This window comes from Burkholderia sp. AU15512, assembly GCF_002223325.1.
In the GTDB taxonomy this organism is placed as follows: Bacteria; Pseudomonadota; Gammaproteobacteria; order Burkholderiales; family Burkholderiaceae; genus Burkholderia.
In genome coordinates this window covers 897,366-914,811 of record NZ_NKEX01000003.1, presented here as the reverse complement: position 1 = coordinate 914,811, position 17,446 = coordinate 897,366, and the positions used below count along the sequence as shown (strand labels likewise).

Here is a 17,446-nt window from a genome sequence, read left to right as displayed (position 1 = left end):
ATGGCGGTCATCGTACGGCACGCCCCCCATACTTTCCAATACCATTGAATGGCATTTGCTATGCTCGACAGGTATATCAATGAACCTGAAGGGATGCCGCATGCGCCAGATCGAATTGCGTCACCTGCGCTACTTCGTGGCCGTCGCGCAAGCCGGCAGCGTGATGGCCGGCGCCCGGGCGGCCGGCATCGTCCAGCCCGCGCTGTCGCGACAGATCCGCGAACTCGAGGACGCGATCGGCACGCCGCTGCTGGTGCGCCGCGCAACGGGCGTCACGCTCACGGCGGCCGGCGCCAGCTTCCTGCAGGACGCGACCGGCCTGCTCGCGACGCTGCAGGACAGCCGTGAGCGCGCGCTGCGCAGCGCGGCCGGCCAGCTGGGCGAGCTGCGGCTCGGTGCGTTGCCGAACTGCCTGCCGCTGCCCGTCGTCGGCACCGTCCTCAAGGCGTTTCGCGACGCGTGCCCGGACGTGAAGCTGTCGATCGCGCCGATGCTGTCGGCCGAACAGGCGAACGCGCTGATGCGCGGCCAGCTCGACGGCGGGATCATGGCGTGGCGTCAGGACGAGGCGCCGCACCTGTCGGGCGTGCGGCTGCTGAGCGACCGCTTCGTGCTCGCGATGCCCGCGCCGCCGGGTGGACGCCTCACCGCGCCGCGCACGCTGGCCGACGTCGCGCACGAGCCGTTCGTCTGGTTCGACGCGCAGCGCTCCGCCGCGCACCACCGGTTCCTGATGGCGCAGTGCCAGCGTGCCGGCTTCACGCCGCGCATCGCGCAGGTGGGCAGCGACATTCCGACGTTGATCGGCCTCGTCGCGGCCGGAATGGGCTGTGCATTCGTGCCGGAAAGCGCGTCGCCGACCTGCCCGCACACGGTCCGGCTCGTCGCGCTCGACGAACTCGCGCGCCGCTTCGACATCGAGTTCGTGTTCGACGGTGCGGCCGTGCCCCGGTCGCCCGTCGTCGCGCGGTTTCTCGAAGCCGTGCGTGATGCGACCGGCGAAGCGAGCTGAGCGGGCTGAATGTGCAGCAGATGCGGCGAACTCACCCGGCACTTGAGCGACCCGATTCGCGATGCCGAATGACGGGCGCCCCCCTTCCGCCCAACCGTCGCTTCGGCTGCCGAAACACGCTAAACAGCCGCATCTTTTTTGCGCAAATTCTTACAAAACGACGACACCGGACGCCGCAGCACCGGTGTTTTTAAATTGGCACCAAAAACGGCCGTTTAACGTCGCTTCGAATTGTCATGACCCGAAATATACTGCGCGCGCATCCAACCCTCGTGCCAAAGAGAGGATGCGTTTCCGCCCCGGTCACGGTCCCCCTGTGATCGGGGCTTTTTTTGCCTGCGGGCCTTGTCTGCAAAGGGTTTTCGGCGACGATGCGAGATTCGCCCGGCGCGATGCCGGCCGCCTGGGCGGCCCGTCCGATCCGCGCGACCACCCATCGCCGCGCAGTCGGCACGCGGCTTCCGGTTCATCCGGCGGGAGCGACCGTCAGTCCGCGTCGAAGCGCCGATGGATCGCGATCTCCCGGCCTGAAGCCACCCGCCCGACTTTACAAATATCTTTCACAAAAGCAGCGCTTTCACCCGCCGCGCCACCCGGCCTCAAGCGCCCGCTGCATTGTTGACATGAAATCAAGATAATTTCGTCCGTACACGGCTTTTTCCGCAAAAGTCATGCAGGCACACTTCTTCCTGTCCTCAACGGTCCGTGCCGTTCGCTGTTTCTCGACTCCAGGAGCCCATCGCGTGAAGACCACGACTTCCTCTCCCTCCCGCCCGGACGGCAGCGCCGCGCTGCCGCTGCTGGCACTCGCCGCCGGCGCGTTCGGCATCGGCACGACCGAGTTCTCGCCGATGGGCCTGCTGCCCGTGATCGCCGACGGCGTGCACGTGTCGATTCCGCAAGCCGGGATGCTGATCAGCGCCTATGCGATCGGCGTGATGGTCGGCGCGCCGCTGATGACGCTGCTGCTCGCGCGCTGGTCGCGCCGCTCGGCGCTGATCGCGCTGATGTCGATCTTCACGATCGGCAACCTGCTGTCGGCGTTCGCGCCGGACTACACGACGCTGCTGCTCGCCCGCCTCGTGACGAGCCTCAACCATGGCGCCTTCTTCGGACTGGGCTCGGTGGTCGCGGCCAGCCTCGTGCCGCGCGAGAAGCAGGCGAGCGCGGTCGCGACGATGTTCATGGGTCTCACGATCGCGAACGTCGGCGGCGTGCCGGCAGCGACCTGGCTCGGCCAGATCATCGGCTGGCGCATGTCGTTCGCGGCGACCGCGGGCCTCGGCCTGGTTGCGATCGCCGGGCTGTTCGCCGCGCTGCCGAAGGGCGAAGCCGGCAAGATGCCCGACCTGCGCGCCGAACTCTCGGTGCTGACGCGCCCCGTCGTGCTCGGCGCGCTCGGGACGACCGTGCTCGGCGCCGGCGCGATGTTCACGCTCTACACGTATGTCGCGCCGACGCTCGAACACCTGACCGGCGCGACGCCCGGCTTCGTGACCGCGATGCTGGTGCTGATCGGCGTCGGCTTCTCGATCGGCAACATCGCGGGCGGCCGCCTCGCCGACCGCTCGCTCGACGGCACGCTGATCGGGTTCCTGCTGTTACTGATCGCGACGATGGCCGCGTTCCCGGTGCTCGCCCGCACGCATGCGGGCGCCGCCGTCACGCTGCTCGTGTGGGGTGTCGCGACGTTCGCGGTCGTGCCGCCGCTGCAGATGCGCGTGATGCGGGCGGCCCACGAAGCGCCGGGGCTCGCGTCGGCCGTCAACATCGGCGCGTTCAACCTCGGCAACGCGCTCGGCGCGGCGGCCGGCGGCGCGGCGCTGTCGGCGGGCTTCGGTTATGCGGCCGTGCCGCTCGTCGGCGGACTGATCGCCGCGGCGGGACTCGCACTCGTCTTCGTGCAGATCGCGCAGCAGCGCCGCGCACCGGCCGCTGCGAATTCGTAAGCGCGACACGTCGCGCGCCGGAGATGCATGCCGGGCCACCGATCCGTACCGACCCACGCTCACGGCCGCGCAATGCGCGCCGTTTTCGTTTTCAACGGTCGACTTCGATTCAACGCCCCGCGAGCGGGAAAAGTCCCGAATCTCCAGCAATCTTTCAGCGCTCCCGATGCAATACGTTTTCGGAATGAAAAACGATTCAATTCATTCAAATGATTCACTTTCATTTCTTCTTCACCGCATCCAGCACATTATTTAGCCCATTCCCCGCCGGCCGACTCAATCCTTCCAATCAACCCGAAAAATAGTCCCGAACCCCGCATGAATTACTCGTTTTTGCTGCAATGCAAGGTAATGACTTATGCCAATCCCACACGAGAAATCGAGAAAAGAAATTCCCCGTACCTTTATTCAATTAATAGACCCGCAAATGTAACAAAATGAAACAGGGTGAATTTAAAGATTGAAAGAATTGCCGATTCGTATCAGGATTTGCGACAACGTAGCGCGATCAAGCGCGGCATAAATCCAACGAAAAATCGATCGATGAGGGATCAGTGTGAAACTCGCCATCGCTTCCACGATGTTGTCGCTCGCGCTGTCCATCGGCCTGTCGACACCCGCCGCCGACGCAGCCACCTATTCGAACGGCACCGCGACCGCGACCTTCAACGTCACGCTGACGCTGCAGCCGAACTGCACGATCGCCGCGAACCCGCTCGCGTTCGGCACCAACGGGGTGCTGGCCACCGCGATCAACCAGCAGACGACCGTCAGCGTCACCTGCACCAATACGACGCCGTACAACGTCGGCCTCGACGCCGGCACGGTCACGGGCTCGACCGTCGCGAGCCGCCTGATGGCCGGCACGACCACCGGCAACACGACCACGACCGTCGACTTCCAGCTCTACCAGGACGCCGGGCGCACGACGATCTGGGGCAACACGCAAGGCACGAACACCGTGGCCGGCACCGGCACGGGCGCCGCGCAATCGCTGACCGTCTATGGCCAGGTGCCCGCACAGGCGACGCCGAAACCGGACACCTATCAGACGACCGTCACCGCAACCGTCTACTTCTGACCGGCGCCGCAACGCATGACCGCATTCCGTCGAACGCTTGTCGCGCTGCTGTGCGCGGCCGGCGCCGCGCACGCCGCGTCGCTGCAGATTTCCCCCGTCACGATCGAGTTCGGCGCCGACGACACGGCCAGCGGCATCACGCTGCGCAATCCGGGCGAACGCCCGGTGTACGGACAGGTGCGCGTGTTCCTCTGGAACCAGAGCGATGGCCAGGACACCTTGACGCCCACGCAGGACCTGCTGGCCAGCCCACCGCTGATCGAGGTCGGCACACAGTCCGAGCAACTGATCCGCGTGGTGCGCGCATCGCGCGTGCCATCCGGCACCGAGCAGGCCTACCGGCTGCTGATCGACGAATTGCCGCCGCCCGGCGAAACGCCGGCCAGTGGCGTGTCGATCAGGCTGCGCTATTCGATTCCGGTGTTCGTCGAGCCTGCCGCCGACGGCGCGCCGCGACTCGACTGGGCGCTGCTGCGCTACAACGGCGGCTGGGTGCTGCGGGTGCGCAACGGCGGCACGCGGCGCGCGCAACTGGCGTCCGTCGAACTCGTGACCGGCGACGGGCAGACATACCCGCTCACGCGCGGCCTGCTCGGCTATGCACTCGCGGGCCGCACGGGCCAGTGGAGCGTACCGCTGCCGGCCGGCGTCACGCTCGGCGGCAAGGTCACGGTGCGGGCGACCGTCAATTCGCAGCCAGCCAGCGCGGTCGTCGCGGTGGAGCCGCCGGGCTAGTCCGCCGGTGCGCCGCCCGACCCGTCCCCCTTCGCCACACACCGGCTCGGTCCCGGCCAACGGACGCGGTGCGCCGCGACGCTCCCCGCGCACCGCGGTCGCGGCCGTCGTGGCCGGCGGCCTCTTCGCGCTCGGCTGGGCGCATGCGGACGAACCCTCGGCGCTCGTGATGACCGACAGCACGCACGATGTGATCCTCGAAGTCAGCGTCAACGGCGAAAACACGGCGCTGCTCGCGCACTTCCGGGAGCGCGACGGCCATCTGTCGGCGAGCGGCGCCGACCTGCACACGATCGGCGTCGCGACCGACCGGCTCGGCATCGCCGATGCGGCGACGGTCGACCTCGACACGATTCCCGGCCTGCACTACCGCTACGACGCGGCACGCCAGCGCGTCGAACTGCAGATGCCCGATACGCTGCGCCGCCCCTACGCGATCGACAGCCGCGCATTGCCGCCGACGCAGGCGGCCAGCGCGTCGCGCGGCCTCGCGATCAACTACGAGGCGTACGCGCAGACGCTCGGCGACCGGCAGTACTCGCTCTACACCGACGTGCGCTACTTCGATCCGGGCGGCGTGTTCGACACCACGGGCGTCGCGACCTTCTACAACGGCCAGCGGCGCTACACGCGCTTCGATACGTCATGGAGCCACTCGGACCCGGCGCGGCCGAGCACGACGCAGATCGGCGACGCGATCTCGGGGTCGCTCGCGTGGACGCGCTCGGTGCGCCTCGGCGGCTTCCAGTGGCGCAGCAATTTCGCGCTGCGCCCCGATCTCGTGACGTTCCCGATCCCGTCGCTCGCCGGCTCCGCGGCCGTGCCGTCGGCCGTCGACCTGTACATCAACAACGTGCGCCAGTACACCGGCAACGTGCCGAGCGGCCCGTTCATCATTCACGACGTGCCGGGCATCACGGGCGCCGGCCAGGCGACCGTCATCACGCGCGACGCGCTCGGGCGCACCGTCGCGACGTCCGTGCCGCTCTACGTCGATACGCGCATGCTGTCCGCCGGGCTGTCGAGCTATTCGTTCGAGGCCGGCTTCCTGCGGCGCAACTACGGGCTGCAGTCGTTCGACTACGACGCGCGGCCGGCCGTCAGCGGCTCGCTGCGACGCGGGATCAGCCACGCGCTGACGGTCGAAGGGCATGCGGAAGCAACCGGCGGCGTGCTCAACGCGGGCGTCGGCGCGCTGCTGCGCCTCGGCTACGCGGGCGTCGTGAGCGGTGCGGTCGCGGGCAGCGCCGGCCGCTTTCCGGGCACGCAGGTCAGCGCCGGCTACCAGTTGATCGAACCGCGCTTCTCGATCAACGCGCAGACGATCCGCGCGTTCGGCCGCTACGGCGATCTCGCCTCGCGCGACGGCGCGACCGTGCCGGCGGCCACCGACCAGGCGACGCTCGCGCTGCCCTTCATCCGCCGCCAGACACTGTCGCTCAGCTACATCGGCTTCCGGATGCCGCAAGGCCCGAGCGCGCGGATCGGCACCGTGTCGTATACGCTGGGCCTCGGCGATCTCGCGTCGCTGACCATGAGCGCGTACCGCGATTTCGCGCAGCAGGGCGCGAGCGGCGCGTTCGTATCGCTGAACATCGGGCTCGGCCGCAACACGTCGATCAATACGACCGTCGGCCGGCAGCGCGGCCAGTCGAACTACACCGTCGACGCGAGCCGACCGCCCGACTACGACGGCGGCTGGGGCTGGGGCGTACAGGCGGGCGGCACGGGCGCGGTGCCGTACCGGCAGGCACAAGTCCGCTATCTCGGTCATGCGGGCGAAGTCATCGCGGCCACGCAGAACATCGACCGCCAGACCGGCGCGTCGCTCGACGTCAGCGGCGCGCTCGTGTTCATGGACGGCAGCCTCCTGTTGTCGCGCCGCATCACCGACGGCTTCGCGCTCGTGTCGACCGACGGCGTCGCGGGCATCCCGGTGCTGCACGAAAACCGCGTGATCGGCACGACCGATCGTGCCGGGCACCTGCTTGTGCCCGACCTGAATGCGTACCAGAACAACCGGATCGCGATCGATGCGATGAAGCTGCCCGCCGATGCGCGGATCGCCCGCACGTCGATGACGGTCGTGCCGCAGGCGCAATCGGGCGTGTTCACGCATTTCGGCGTGTCACGCTATCGCGCGGCATCGGTGATCCTGCACGACGATACCGGCCGCCCGCTGCCGGCCGGCGCGCGCGTGCATCACGCCGAAAGCGGCGCGGATACGATCGTCGGCTACGACGGGCTCACGTTCATCGACGGACTGCAGGACGACAACCACCTCGCGATCGACTACGGCACGCAGCACTGTGTCGCGGCATTCGCGTTCACCGCGCCCGGCAACGGCACACTGCCGACCATCGGGCCCCTCACGTGCCGGACGACGCCGTGAGGATCGCGCTACTGGTCCTCGTCGCCTTCATCGCGTGGTGCGGCTCGCCCCGTCACGCACAGGCCGAAAGCTGCACGGCGACCGCATCGAACGTGAGCTTCGGCTCGGTCAGCCCGATCTCGAACGCGCCGGTCGCCGCGACCGGTACGGTCAGCATCACCTGCACGTGGTCGGCCGTCTCGCTGACGCCGAACGTGCTCGTGTGCCTGAACCTCGGCGGCACGAGCCCGCGCAGCCTCGTCAACGGCAGCAACGCGATGCAATACGACCTCTATCTCGACGGCGGGCATTCGGTCGCATGGGGCTCGGTGTATTCCGGCACGACACCGGCGTCCGTCACGCTGGTCAAGCCTGCGCTCGGCACGAGCGCGTCCGCGACGGTCACGGTGTACGGACAGATCACCGGGAACCAGCCGACCGTCCCGACGACCGGCAACAGCACCACGACCTACTCGCAGACCTTCGGCGGCAACACGACGTCGATCAACACCGGGTTCTACCTGCTCGGCGCGCCGACCTGCGCGTCGCTGACGACGTCGAACGGGACCTTCCCGTTCAGCGCGACGGCGAACGTCGTCAACAACTGCAACATCAGCGCGACCAATGTGAGCTTCGGCACCGCGAGCCTGCTGTCGGGCTCGCTCACGGCGAGCGGTTCGATCACCGCGCAGTGCACCAACGGCGACGCATGGCAAATCGCGCTGAACGGCGGCGGCAGCGGCAACGTGACGGCGCGCCAGATGCAGCGCAGCGGCGGTGGCGGCGCGATCGGCTACGGGCTTTACACGGACGCCGCGCGCTCGATCGCGTGGGGCGACGGCACGGGCGGCAGTTCGACGGTCACGGGCGTCGGCACGGGCACGTCGCAGGTCGTGACCGTGTACGGCGCGGTGCCGGCGCAAACGACGCCCGCTCCCGGCAACTACAGCGACACGATCACCGCGACGATCAGTTTCTAGCGTTCAGGGGTACGAGCGAGCGGGCGCGCGCCCGCTCAAAACATGACGGTCCATGCGGACGGCGCGCCCGCACCCGCGCCCACGCCGCGCGACGCCGACCGCGCATCGGGCAGCGGCGCGTGGCTGAGCATGAACGGCGTGCCGTGCGCGCAACTGACACTCGGGATGCCGGTATCGGCGACGCCCTGCGGCGCGCCGGTGCCGATCGTGCACGTTTCCGGAATGGTGAGACTGACGCGCAGCGGAATCGAGGGCTCCGTCGCGTTCGCGAGGGACCCTACGCCGGGCGCGGCCAGCGCGAGCGCGAGCGCGATCGCACCGCGTCTGATTGGGTCGGCTGTCATCGTGCGGCTCTCCTTCGTGCATCCATTCAGCATATGCGCGAATTATCGGCGTGCGGGCGGAAAACCTGAACCCGCACGCACGTGGCCGTGCGCCGCCGCGCCGGTCAGCGCGCGGCGGCGAACCCACCGAAAAACGCACGCGCATTCGCATCGAGGCTGTCGAGGTGATAGCCGCCTTCCTGCACGATCACCGTCGGCAACCCGAGCGCGCCGATCGCGCCGCCGAGCCGCCCGAAACCGTCGGTCGTGACGGCCACCTGCGATTGCGGATCGTCCTTGTAGATATCGAAGCCGAGCGCGAGCACGAGCGCATCGGGCTGGAACCGCGCGAGCGCGCGCAGCGCATCGTCGAGCCGCTCGAAGAACGCCGACTCCGGCGCACCGTGCGGCATCGGCAGGTTGAGGTTGAAGCCGTCGCCGGCCCCGGTGCCCGTCTCTTCCTCATAGCCCGCGACGACCGGGTAGAAGTTGGTCGGGTCGCCGTGGATCGACACGTACAGCACGTCGTCGCGGCCGTAGAAGATCTCCTGCACGCCCTGCCCGTGATGCATGTCGGTGTCGAGGATCGCGACCCGGCGGTGACGGCCGAGCAGCGACTGCGCGGCGATCGCCGCATTGTTCAGGTAGCAGAAGCCGCCGGCCGCGTCGCGACGTGCGTGATGGCCGGGCGGCCGGCACAGCGCGTACGCCTCGCGCGCGCCGTCGTTGACGTCGGCCGCGGCCGCCAGCGCGCCCTGCGCGGACCAGTACGCGGCGCGCCACGTGTTCGCGCCGACCGGGCAGCTGCCGTCGGCGAGGTAGCGCGCGGCTTTCGCGAGCACGCCGCGCAGCGGATTCGGGTCGCGCACGAACACGTTCGACATCACTTCGTCGCCCCAGTCGTCGGGCATCTGCTTCCAGTCGCGATGCGCCTCTTCCAGGAAGCGCAGGTAGTTCATGTCGTGCACGGCCGCGATCGGCGCGGTGCCGCGGTCGGCCGGCTCGCGCACGTCGAAGTCGAGCGACCGCACGGCCGCGACGAGCCGCGCCGCGCGCTCGGGGACTTCCTGCGGCTCGCGCATCTGGCCGCGCGACAGGTAGCTGCGCGGATGGTGCAGCAATTGCTCGGGGTGGAAATAGGTTTTCATCGTTCGCCCTCGTCGGTGTTTCGATTGGTCGGCTTGCCGGTTCGCCGCGTCATGCGTGCTGCGCGGCGGCCGCCACGGCCACGCCCGCCGCGACGCCGGCGCGCGCGAGCACCGCATGAAGCAGCACGTTCGTGCCGCGCGTCACGTCATCCGGCAGCGCATCCTCTGCTTCGTTGTGCGACAGGCCGTCGACGCACGGGATGAACACCATCGCGGTCGGCACGCAACGCGCGAGCAGGATCGCGTCGTGCCCGGCGCCGCTGACGATCCGCTCGTTCGTATAGCCGAACGCGGCGGCCGCCTGCGCGACCTGTTCGACGCAGTCGCGGTCGAACGGCGTCGCCGGGCTGCGCCAGCAGGTCTCAATCGCGACCTGCACGCCGCGCGCGGCGGCGACACGCGTGCACGCCTCGCGCAAGTCGCGCTCCATCGCATCGACTTGCGCATCGTCGTGATGGCGGAGGTCGACCGTGAACGTCACGTCGCCCGCAATGGTGTTGCGCGATGCATTGCGGATGCCGACCTGGCCGATCGTCGCGAGCCCGCGCGGCGCATGACCGGCGACGATCCGTTCGAGTTCGAGCGCCATCTGCGCGCTCGCGAAATACGCGTCCTTGCGATACGGCATCGGCGTCGTGCCCGCATGCGCGGCCACGCCCGTCACCGTCACGTCGAGCCAGCGGATCGCCTGTCCGCCCGTGACGATGCCGATCGTCGTGCCGTTCGCCTCGAGCACGGGGCCCTGTTCGATATGCGCTTCGAAGTACGCATCAACCGCGCCGCCCATCGCACGCGTGCCGCGATAGCCGCATGCGTCGAGTGCCGCGCCGAGCGTGACGCCGTCGGCGTCCTGCTTCGCGAGCGCTTCGTCGAGCGGCAACGCGCCCGTGAACACGGCCGAGCCGAGCATCGCCGGCGCGAAGCGCGCACCCTCCTCGTTGGTCCAGGACACGATCTCCAGCGGCCTGTCGGTCGCGATGCCGGCGTCGTTCAGCGTGCGCACGAGTTCGAGCGCGGCGAGCACGCCATAGACGCCATCGAAGCGGCCGCCTTCGGGCTGCGTGTCGAGGTGGCTGCCGATCAGCACCGGCGCTGCCTGCGCATCGATGCCGTCGCGCCGCGCGAACAGGTTACCGACGGCATCGACGCTCACCGTCATTCCCGCGTCGCGGCACCACTGCGCGAACAGGTCGCGCCCGCGACGATCGTCATCGGTGAGCGCGAGGCGCCGCACGCCGCCGCGCGGCGTCGCGCCGACACGCGCCATGTCCGCCAGGCTCTGCCACAAACGGGCGCCGTCGATTTCCAGCAGGTCTTTCATGTGCACTCCGGATGAATTCGTTCGTTGAGGGTCACTGCGAGCCGAGCGCTTCGGCGGCGGCCGGCCGTGCCGCGCGGCGTGCGTCGAGCGCGACGATGCACAGCAGCGAGATGCCGGCGAGACACGTGTAGAACACCGCGAGCGGCCACCACTGGCCCGCGAAGCGATGCGCGAGCCACGTGCCGACGAGCGGCGTCAGCCCGCCCGCGATCGCACCGCAAACCTGGTAGGCGAGCGAGATCGCCGAATAGCGCACGTGCGCGGGGAACACGTCGCTGACGAAGCCCGCGATCACCGAATAGAAACCGGCCATGCAGACGACCGCGAGCGCGATGCCCGCGATCAGCGACGCGGACGTGCCGCCCTGCACGAGCATGAACATCGGATACGGCGACAGCATCGCGAGCAGCGCCGCGAGCTTCAGGAAGCGCGCGCCGCCGATGCGCTCGGCGATCCACGCGGCGATCGGCTGCGCGACGAACTGGATGATCGCGACCGCGAACAGGCTGTCGAGGATCAGCGAGCGCGACACGCCGACGTACTGCGTCGTGTACGCGATCATGAACGTGTTCGTGAAGTAGACGCCCGCGATGCCGATCGTGTTCGCGCCGATGCAGAGCGCCACGAGCCCCGACGCGGAGCGGAACACTTCCGCGACCGGCAGCTTCACCGTGCGGTGGGCTTCCTTCACACGCGCGAATTCCGGCGACTCGTTCACGCCGAGCCGGATCAGGATGCCGACCACGAGCAGCACCGAACTCGCGAGAAACGGCAGACGCCAGCCCCACGCGAGGAAGTCGGCCTTGTCCATCGACGTGACCGCGCGGAACGCGATCAGCGACAGGATCAGCCCGGCCGGGCTGCCGAGCTGCGCGAACGACGCGAAGAACGTGCGGCGCCCCTGCGGCGCATGCTCGCCCGCCATCAGCACCGCACCGCCCCATTCGCCGCCGACCGCGATCCCCTGCACCACGCGCAGCGCGACGAGCAGCACCGGCGCGAGCATGCCGACCTTCGAATAGTCGGGCAGCAGCCCGACGCAGACGGTCGCGACGCCCATCATCATCAGCGTCGTCATCAACGCCTTCTTGCGACCGATGCGGTCTCCAAGATGGCCGAAGATCACGCCGCCGAGCGGCCGCGCGAAGAAGCCGACCGCGAACGTCGCGAACGACGCCATCGTGCTGACGAAGCGGTCATGCGACGGAAAATAGAGTTCGCCGAACACGAGCGCGGCGGCGGTCGCGTAGATGTAGAAGTCGTACCACTCGATCATCGTGCCGATGAATGCGGCCGTCGCGGCGCGCGCCGGCTGGCGGGCGGAAGAAAGGGACTGGGTCATGCGGGCTCCTGATGCGCGCCGCTGCGGGCGACGCGCAATTCGTGTGACGGCCGTCTGTCGCGGCCTTGCGCCGCACGCTGCGGCACCCCTCCTTTATCGGCGACCGCAAATCATTAGTCAAATTTCAAGTTATTATTCGCCGTATAAATTCAGCTAATACCTACCCTGACGGCTCGCCCGGAGACCCGATGCGCCCCGACCTCGCCCCGTTCCTGAACGACCGCCTCGACTGGAACCTGTTGCGCACTTATCTGGTAATCATCCAGGAGCGCAGCGTGAGCCGCGCGGCCGCGCGCCTGCACGTCACGCAGCCGGCCGTGAGCCAGGCGTTGCGGCGGCTCGAGGACACGCTCGAGCGCAAGCTGATCGAGCGGCGCGGCACGCACTTCGCGCCAACGCCGGCCGGCGAAGCCGTCTACCGGATCGCGAGCGACATCTACGGCGGCATCTCGCGCCTCGAGACCGAAATCGACGACAGCACCGCCGACCTGACCGGATCGATCCGGCTGCTGACGGTGAGCCGCATCGAGTCGCCCGTCTACGACGAATTCCTCGCGGACTTCCATCGTGCGTACCCGCGCATCGATCTGCAGATCGAAGTGATGCGCTCGTCCGACATTCTGTCTTCGCTGCTGCAGAAAACGGCCACGGCCGGGCTCGGCCTGTGCCGCACGCCGCACGACAAGCTGGAGATGCGCTGCTTCCTGCGCCAGCGCTATGCGATCTACTGCGGCCGCCATCACCGGCTGTTCGGGCAGACGCAACTGCGGATGGACGATCTGCTCGCCGAGAATTTCGTGTCGTTCACGAGCGACCAGATCGGCGACAGCCTGTCGCCGCTCACCGTGTTTCGCGACCAGCGGGGCTTCACGGGGCGCATCGTCGCGTCGTCGCCGAGCCTCGAGGAAGTGCGGCGGCTGATCTTCGCCGGCTACGGGATCGGCTGCCTGCCCGAGCACATCGTGCGCGACGACATCGCCCAGCAGCGACTGTGGCGGCTGCCGCCCGACGACGGGCTCGTCGATGTCGACGTGTTCCTGCTGTGGCATCGCGATCGCAAGATGAACGCGGCCGAGCACGCGTTTCTCGACGCGATGGAGCGCTGCATGCAGCGCTATTCGCTGGCGGAGCGGTTGGGGAAGTAGCCGGCACGGCGCCGCCGGTTGCCCGTCGGCCGGTCGTTCATCGCTGCGCCGCCCCGAGCGCCATCGCCGCGTAGTCCGCGAAGACCGATTCGGCCAGCGCCTTCGCGCGCATCGCGGCCGGTGACAGCGTCCGCGCGGCCAGCGTCACGAGCCCCAGCCGCGCTTCGCGGCGAAACGGCGGATCGAGCGGCAGCTCGACCAGCGTCCCGCGCCGCAGCGCATCGCGAAACGCCGCCGAATTGCCGAACACGACCATCCCGCCCATCGACGCCGCGGCCTCCACGTCGCGAAAGTCGTCGCTGCGAAACGAGATCGACGCATCGAACGCGCACTCGAAGTACTCGCACAGATCGGACAGCGCCCACGGCGACAGCTCGATCGAGCCGAGCCGGTGCTGCAGCAGCGCGTCGCGTGTCACCGCGCCCCGGCGTGCGAGCGGATGGTCGGGCGCACAGAAGAAGCCGCTGGGCCAGCGCGGCAACCGGGTCAGTTGCAGGTCGGTGTGGTCCTCGAGTTGCGCGATGTCGCCGATGAAAAGGTCGACGTGCTCCTCGAGCAGCCGTCGCAGCAGCGTATCGCGACGGCCGCGCTTGAAGCTCACGCGCACCTGCGGCGCCTCGCGCAGGAAATGGTCCATCAGCGGCCCCGTCAACAGGATCGCCGGCGTCGCGCCGAGCCCGATCGCCAGCTCGCCGAATTCGCCATGCTGCATCAGCGCCAGGTCGCGCTGCAATTCCGTGGCTTCCATCACGATGCGCCGCGCGCGTTCGGCGAATACCTTGCCGTAAGGCGTCAGCGACACGCCGTTCGGATGGCGGTCGAACAGCGCGACGCCGAGTTCCGCTTCGATCGACTGGATGCTGCGGGACAGCGCGGGCTGGCTGAGATTGACGTCGACGCTCGCGCGGCTGAACGTCAGGTGCTGGGCGAGGCCCAGCGCATGGCGAAGTTTCCGGATGTTCACGACGGTCCTCGGACGGATGACGGCAACGGTTCGACCTGCCGTCGAACGGACTGCGGCGGAGGGTGAGCCCGGCGACGGACGTGCATCGAAGGCCGACGCACCGCTTCACCGAAGCCGGGGCAGTCGGCTTGTATATACCACCATCCCCGCAGGCGAGACATCCGCATTGACCGCAGGCAGCGGCCCGCCGGGCCCATGCAAGGTCTGCATCGCCCGTCTGGTTATTCGCATTGGCCGACGCGAAATTCTCCACATAGCATCGGTTTCAACGGAACCCCGTTTCCCGCCCCCGAAGCAGCAGCGTGCTTCTCTACCAATTTTGCAGAGGCGACACCCGATCATGCCCATTTCCCCACCGATCCAGGCGCTGGCAGCCGACATGCGCGACTGGCGCCGGCTCATTCACAGCAAACCGGAAATCGCCTTCCAGGAACGCGGCACGGCCGACTTCATCGCGACGCGGTTGCGTGAATTCGGCATCGACGTTCATACCGGTGTCGGACAGACCGGCGTGGTCGGCATCGTCGACGGCACGCTCGGCGCCGGCCGCACCGTCGCGTTGCGCGCCGACATGGATGCGCTGCCGATGCGGGAGCTGGGCCGCCCGGTCTACCGGTCGGTGTTCGAAGGCATCTTTCACGGCTGCGGTCACGACGGCCACGTCGCGATCCTGCTCGGCACCGCACGCCATCTCGCCGAGCATCGCCACTTCCGCGGCCGCGTCGTGCTGATCTTCCAGCCGGCCGAGGAAATCGTCTGCGGCAGCCGCGCGATGCTCGACGACGGCTTGCTCGAGCGATTTCCGTTCGACGAAATCTACAGCCTCCACAACGACCCGATGCTGCCGCCGTCGAGGATCGGCGTGCGCGCCGGCGCGCAACAGGCCTCGTCCGACCGGTTCCAGATCCGCATTCACGGCGTCGGCACCCACGCCGGCATGCCGCACCTCGGCGTCGACCCGGTCGCGATCGGCGCGCACCTGGTGGCGATGCTGCAAACCATCGCGAGCCGGTCGGTGGATCCGCTGGAAAGCGTCGTGATCTCGATCGCGCGCTTTCACGCCGGCGATGCGTTCAACGTGATTCCGCACGAAGCCGTGCTCGGCGGCACCGTGCGCGCGCTGTCGAACGACACGCGTGCCTTCGCGCTCGAGCGGATGCGGGCGATCTGCGACGGCGTCGCGCTCGCCCATCGCACGCGCATCGAACTCGAACTGCTCGACGGCACGCCGGCGATCGTCAACCACGCCGACGCCGTGCAGTGCGTGATGGACGCCGCGCGCGAGGTCGTCGGCGCGGAAAACGTGATCGGCGACGTCACGCCGCTGATGGCCGGCGACGACGTCGCGAACTTCCTCGACGCACGCCCCGGCTGCCACTTTCTGCTCGGCCAGGGCGGCCACATGTGCCATCACCCCGAATACGACTTCAACGACGACGTCGCGCCGATCGGCGTCGCGATGTTCGCATCGATCCTGCGCGCGCGGCTGGGCGCCGGCGCCGAACCGATCCATGCCGGCCGCGACGAACGCAGTGCGCCGGCGGCAGCCGCGACGCGCTGACGAGCGCCGCCCGAACCCCGCATCGCCCCATCCGGCATTCAACGCCGCACATAACGACACGACGGATCATCCGTCCACGGAGACAGCGTCATGAGCACCACCGCGTCCGACAAGGACACCCTGATCGAGCACCGCTCGATCGAACCCGTCCCCGACAGCGAGCGCCACGGCGGCCTGTTGAGCCAGTTCACGCTGTGGGTCAGCGCCAACCTGACCGTCGTCTGCGCGGTCACCGGCGCGCTGACCGTCGTGCTCGGCGGCGACGTCTTCTGGTCGATCGTCGGGCTGTTCGTCGGCCAGATCGCGGGCGGCACCATCATGGCGCTGCATGGCGCGCAAGGGCCGCAAACCGGACTGCCGCAGATGATCCTCAGCCGCGTGCAGTTCGGCATCTACGGCGCGATCATTCCGCTCGCGCTCGTCTGCGTGATGTATATCGGCTTCCTGACGAGCGGCACGGTGCTGATGAGCCAGGCGCTCGGTCAGCTGATGCACGTGAGCCCCGCCCAGGCCATCGTGATGCTCGGAGTGGTCGTGACCTTGCTCGCGCTGTTCGGTTATCGCGCCATTCACGCGGTCGGGCGCATCTACAGCGTGGTCGGCGGGCTGATGTTCGTCTACCTGCTGTTCAGCCTGACGCGCGGCCACAACGCGGCGCTGCTGCTCGCCAACCGGCATTTCACGTGGCCGACCTTCCTGTTCGCGGTATCGCTGTCCGCATCGTGGCAGATCACGTACGGCCCGTACGTCGCCGATTACTCGCGCTACCTGCCGCGCGCGACGTCGCCGTTGCGCACCTTCCTCACGATCGGCGCCGGCTCGGTGCTCGGCTCCCAGCTCGCGATGACGTTCGGCGTGTTCGCCGCGGCGCTGGCCGGCAAACAGTTCGCCGGGCACGAAGTCGCCTACATGGTCGGCATCGGTTCGGGCGGCATCGCGCTGGTTGCGACGACGCTGTACCTGACGATCATGTTCGGCAAGCTGATCGCGTCGACGCTGTGCGTGTACGGCGGCTTCATGTCGGTCGCCACGATCTCCGCCGCGCTGCGCGGCAAGAAATCGATCGGACTGGGCGCGCGGATCGTGCTGACCCTCGCCGTCGTCGCGACCTACACGATCCTCGCGCTCGTCGCCGATCACGCGTTCCTGCGCACCTTCACCCACTTCATCCTGTTCCTGCTCGCGTTCTTCACGCCGTGGAGCGCGATCAATCTCGTCGACTACTACTGGGTGTCGCACGAGCCGATCGACGTAGCGGCGCTGTCGGACGTCAACGGCCGCTACGGCAAGTGGAACGCGACCGGCATCGCGTGCTACGTGGTCGGCGTGCTGGCGCAGATTCCGTTCATGTCGACCGAACTCTATACGGGCCCGCTATTTCACCTGCTCGGCGGCATCGACGTGTCGTGGATCGTCGGCATGGCCCTGCCCGGCGCGCTCTACTACGCGCTAGCCCGCCACCGCATGCCGCGCGCGTCGCGGCACGCGCAGATCGACCGCGCATGACGTGATGG

Annotated in this window: 14 protein-coding genes; 9 read left to right on the top strand and 5 right to left on the bottom strand. The window is 68.4% G+C overall.

Going from position 1 to position 17,446, the window contains the following annotated elements; translation table 11 throughout:
* The first annotated feature begins 100 nt into the window (after positions 1-100).
* The 6 genes from CFB43_RS06915 (at position 101) to CFB43_RS06890 (ending at position 8,128) form a co-directional block, all read left to right on the top strand.
* Positions 101-1,012, top strand: a complete 912-nt coding sequence (locus CFB43_RS06915; protein ID WP_089495270.1) for a LysR family transcriptional regulator — start codon at positions 101-103, stop codon at positions 1,010-1,012.
* Positions 1,013-1,755: 743 nt separating this feature from the next.
* Positions 1,756-2,961 (top strand): MFS transporter, encoded by a 1,206-nt coding sequence (locus CFB43_RS06910; RefSeq protein WP_089494550.1) that lies wholly within the window; start codon positions 1,756-1,758, stop codon positions 2,959-2,961.
* A 580-nt stretch (positions 2,962-3,541) separates the two neighbouring features.
* Positions 3,542-4,042, top strand: coding sequence for a Csu type fimbrial protein (locus CFB43_RS06905; protein ID WP_089495269.1), 501 nt, complete (start codon positions 3,542-3,544; stop codon positions 4,040-4,042).
* Between the two features lie 15 nt (positions 4,043-4,057).
* Positions 4,058-4,777, top strand: coding sequence for a fimbrial biogenesis chaperone (locus tag CFB43_RS06900; RefSeq protein WP_089494549.1), 720 nt, complete (start codon positions 4,058-4,060; stop codon positions 4,775-4,777).
* Positions 4,778-4,784: 7 nt separating this feature from the next.
* A complete protein-coding gene (locus CFB43_RS06895) occupies positions 4,785-7,169 on the top strand; it encodes a fimbria/pilus outer membrane usher protein (RefSeq protein WP_089494548.1) in 2,385 nt (794 codons plus the stop codon).
* Complete coding sequence (locus CFB43_RS06890) at positions 7,151-8,128, top strand: Csu type fimbrial protein (RefSeq protein ID WP_306427103.1); 978 nt, start codon at positions 7,151-7,153, stop codon at positions 8,126-8,128. Before CFB43_RS06895 ends, CFB43_RS06890 begins: the two co-directional genes overlap by 19 nt.
* A gap of 35 nt (positions 8,129-8,163) precedes the next feature.
* On the opposite strand, the gene CFB43_RS06885 is transcribed toward CFB43_RS06890, so the two are convergent.
* The 4 genes from CFB43_RS06885 to CFB43_RS06870 form a co-directional block, all read right to left on the bottom strand.
* On the bottom strand, positions 8,164-8,472 hold the full coding sequence (locus CFB43_RS06885) for a hypothetical protein (RefSeq protein WP_089494547.1): 309 nt from the start codon (positions 8,470-8,472) through the stop codon (positions 8,164-8,166).
* Between the two features lie 104 nt (positions 8,473-8,576).
* Positions 8,577-9,599, bottom strand: coding sequence for a histone deacetylase family protein (locus CFB43_RS06880; protein ID WP_089445302.1), 1,023 nt, complete (start codon positions 9,597-9,599; stop codon positions 8,577-8,579).
* A gap of 49 nt (positions 9,600-9,648) precedes the next feature.
* Positions 9,649-10,920, bottom strand: coding sequence for a Zn-dependent hydrolase (locus CFB43_RS06875; protein ID WP_089494546.1), 1,272 nt, complete (start codon positions 10,918-10,920; stop codon positions 9,649-9,651).
* 31 nt (positions 10,921-10,951) lie between these two features.
* Positions 10,952-12,262, bottom strand: coding sequence for an MFS transporter (locus CFB43_RS06870; protein WP_089424965.1), 1,311 nt, complete (start codon positions 12,260-12,262; stop codon positions 10,952-10,954).
* A gap of 188 nt (positions 12,263-12,450) precedes the next feature.
* On the opposite strand from CFB43_RS06870, the gene CFB43_RS06865 reads away from it, so the two are divergent.
* Positions 12,451-13,407, top strand: coding sequence for a LysR family transcriptional regulator (locus CFB43_RS06865; RefSeq protein WP_069256256.1), 957 nt, complete (start codon positions 12,451-12,453; stop codon positions 13,405-13,407).
* A gap of 37 nt (positions 13,408-13,444) precedes the next feature.
* On the opposite strand, the gene CFB43_RS06860 is transcribed toward CFB43_RS06865, so the two are convergent.
* Positions 13,445-14,371, bottom strand: coding sequence for a LysR family transcriptional regulator (locus CFB43_RS06860; RefSeq protein WP_089494545.1), 927 nt, complete (start codon positions 14,369-14,371; stop codon positions 13,445-13,447).
* A 340-nt stretch (positions 14,372-14,711) separates the two neighbouring features.
* Between CFB43_RS06860 and CFB43_RS06855 the strand changes: the two genes are divergently transcribed.
* Both CFB43_RS06855 and CFB43_RS06850 read left to right on the top strand, forming a co-directional pair.
* Positions 14,712-15,932: an amidohydrolase gene (locus CFB43_RS06855; protein ID WP_089472492.1), complete on the top strand. Its 1,221-nt coding sequence runs from the start codon at positions 14,712-14,714 to the stop codon at positions 15,930-15,932.
* A 90-nt stretch (positions 15,933-16,022) separates the two neighbouring features.
* A complete protein-coding gene (locus CFB43_RS06850; RefSeq protein ID WP_089494544.1) occupies positions 16,023-17,438 on the top strand; it encodes a purine-cytosine permease family protein in 1,416 nt (471 codons plus the stop codon).
* Positions 17,439-17,446: the final 8 nt, after the last annotated feature.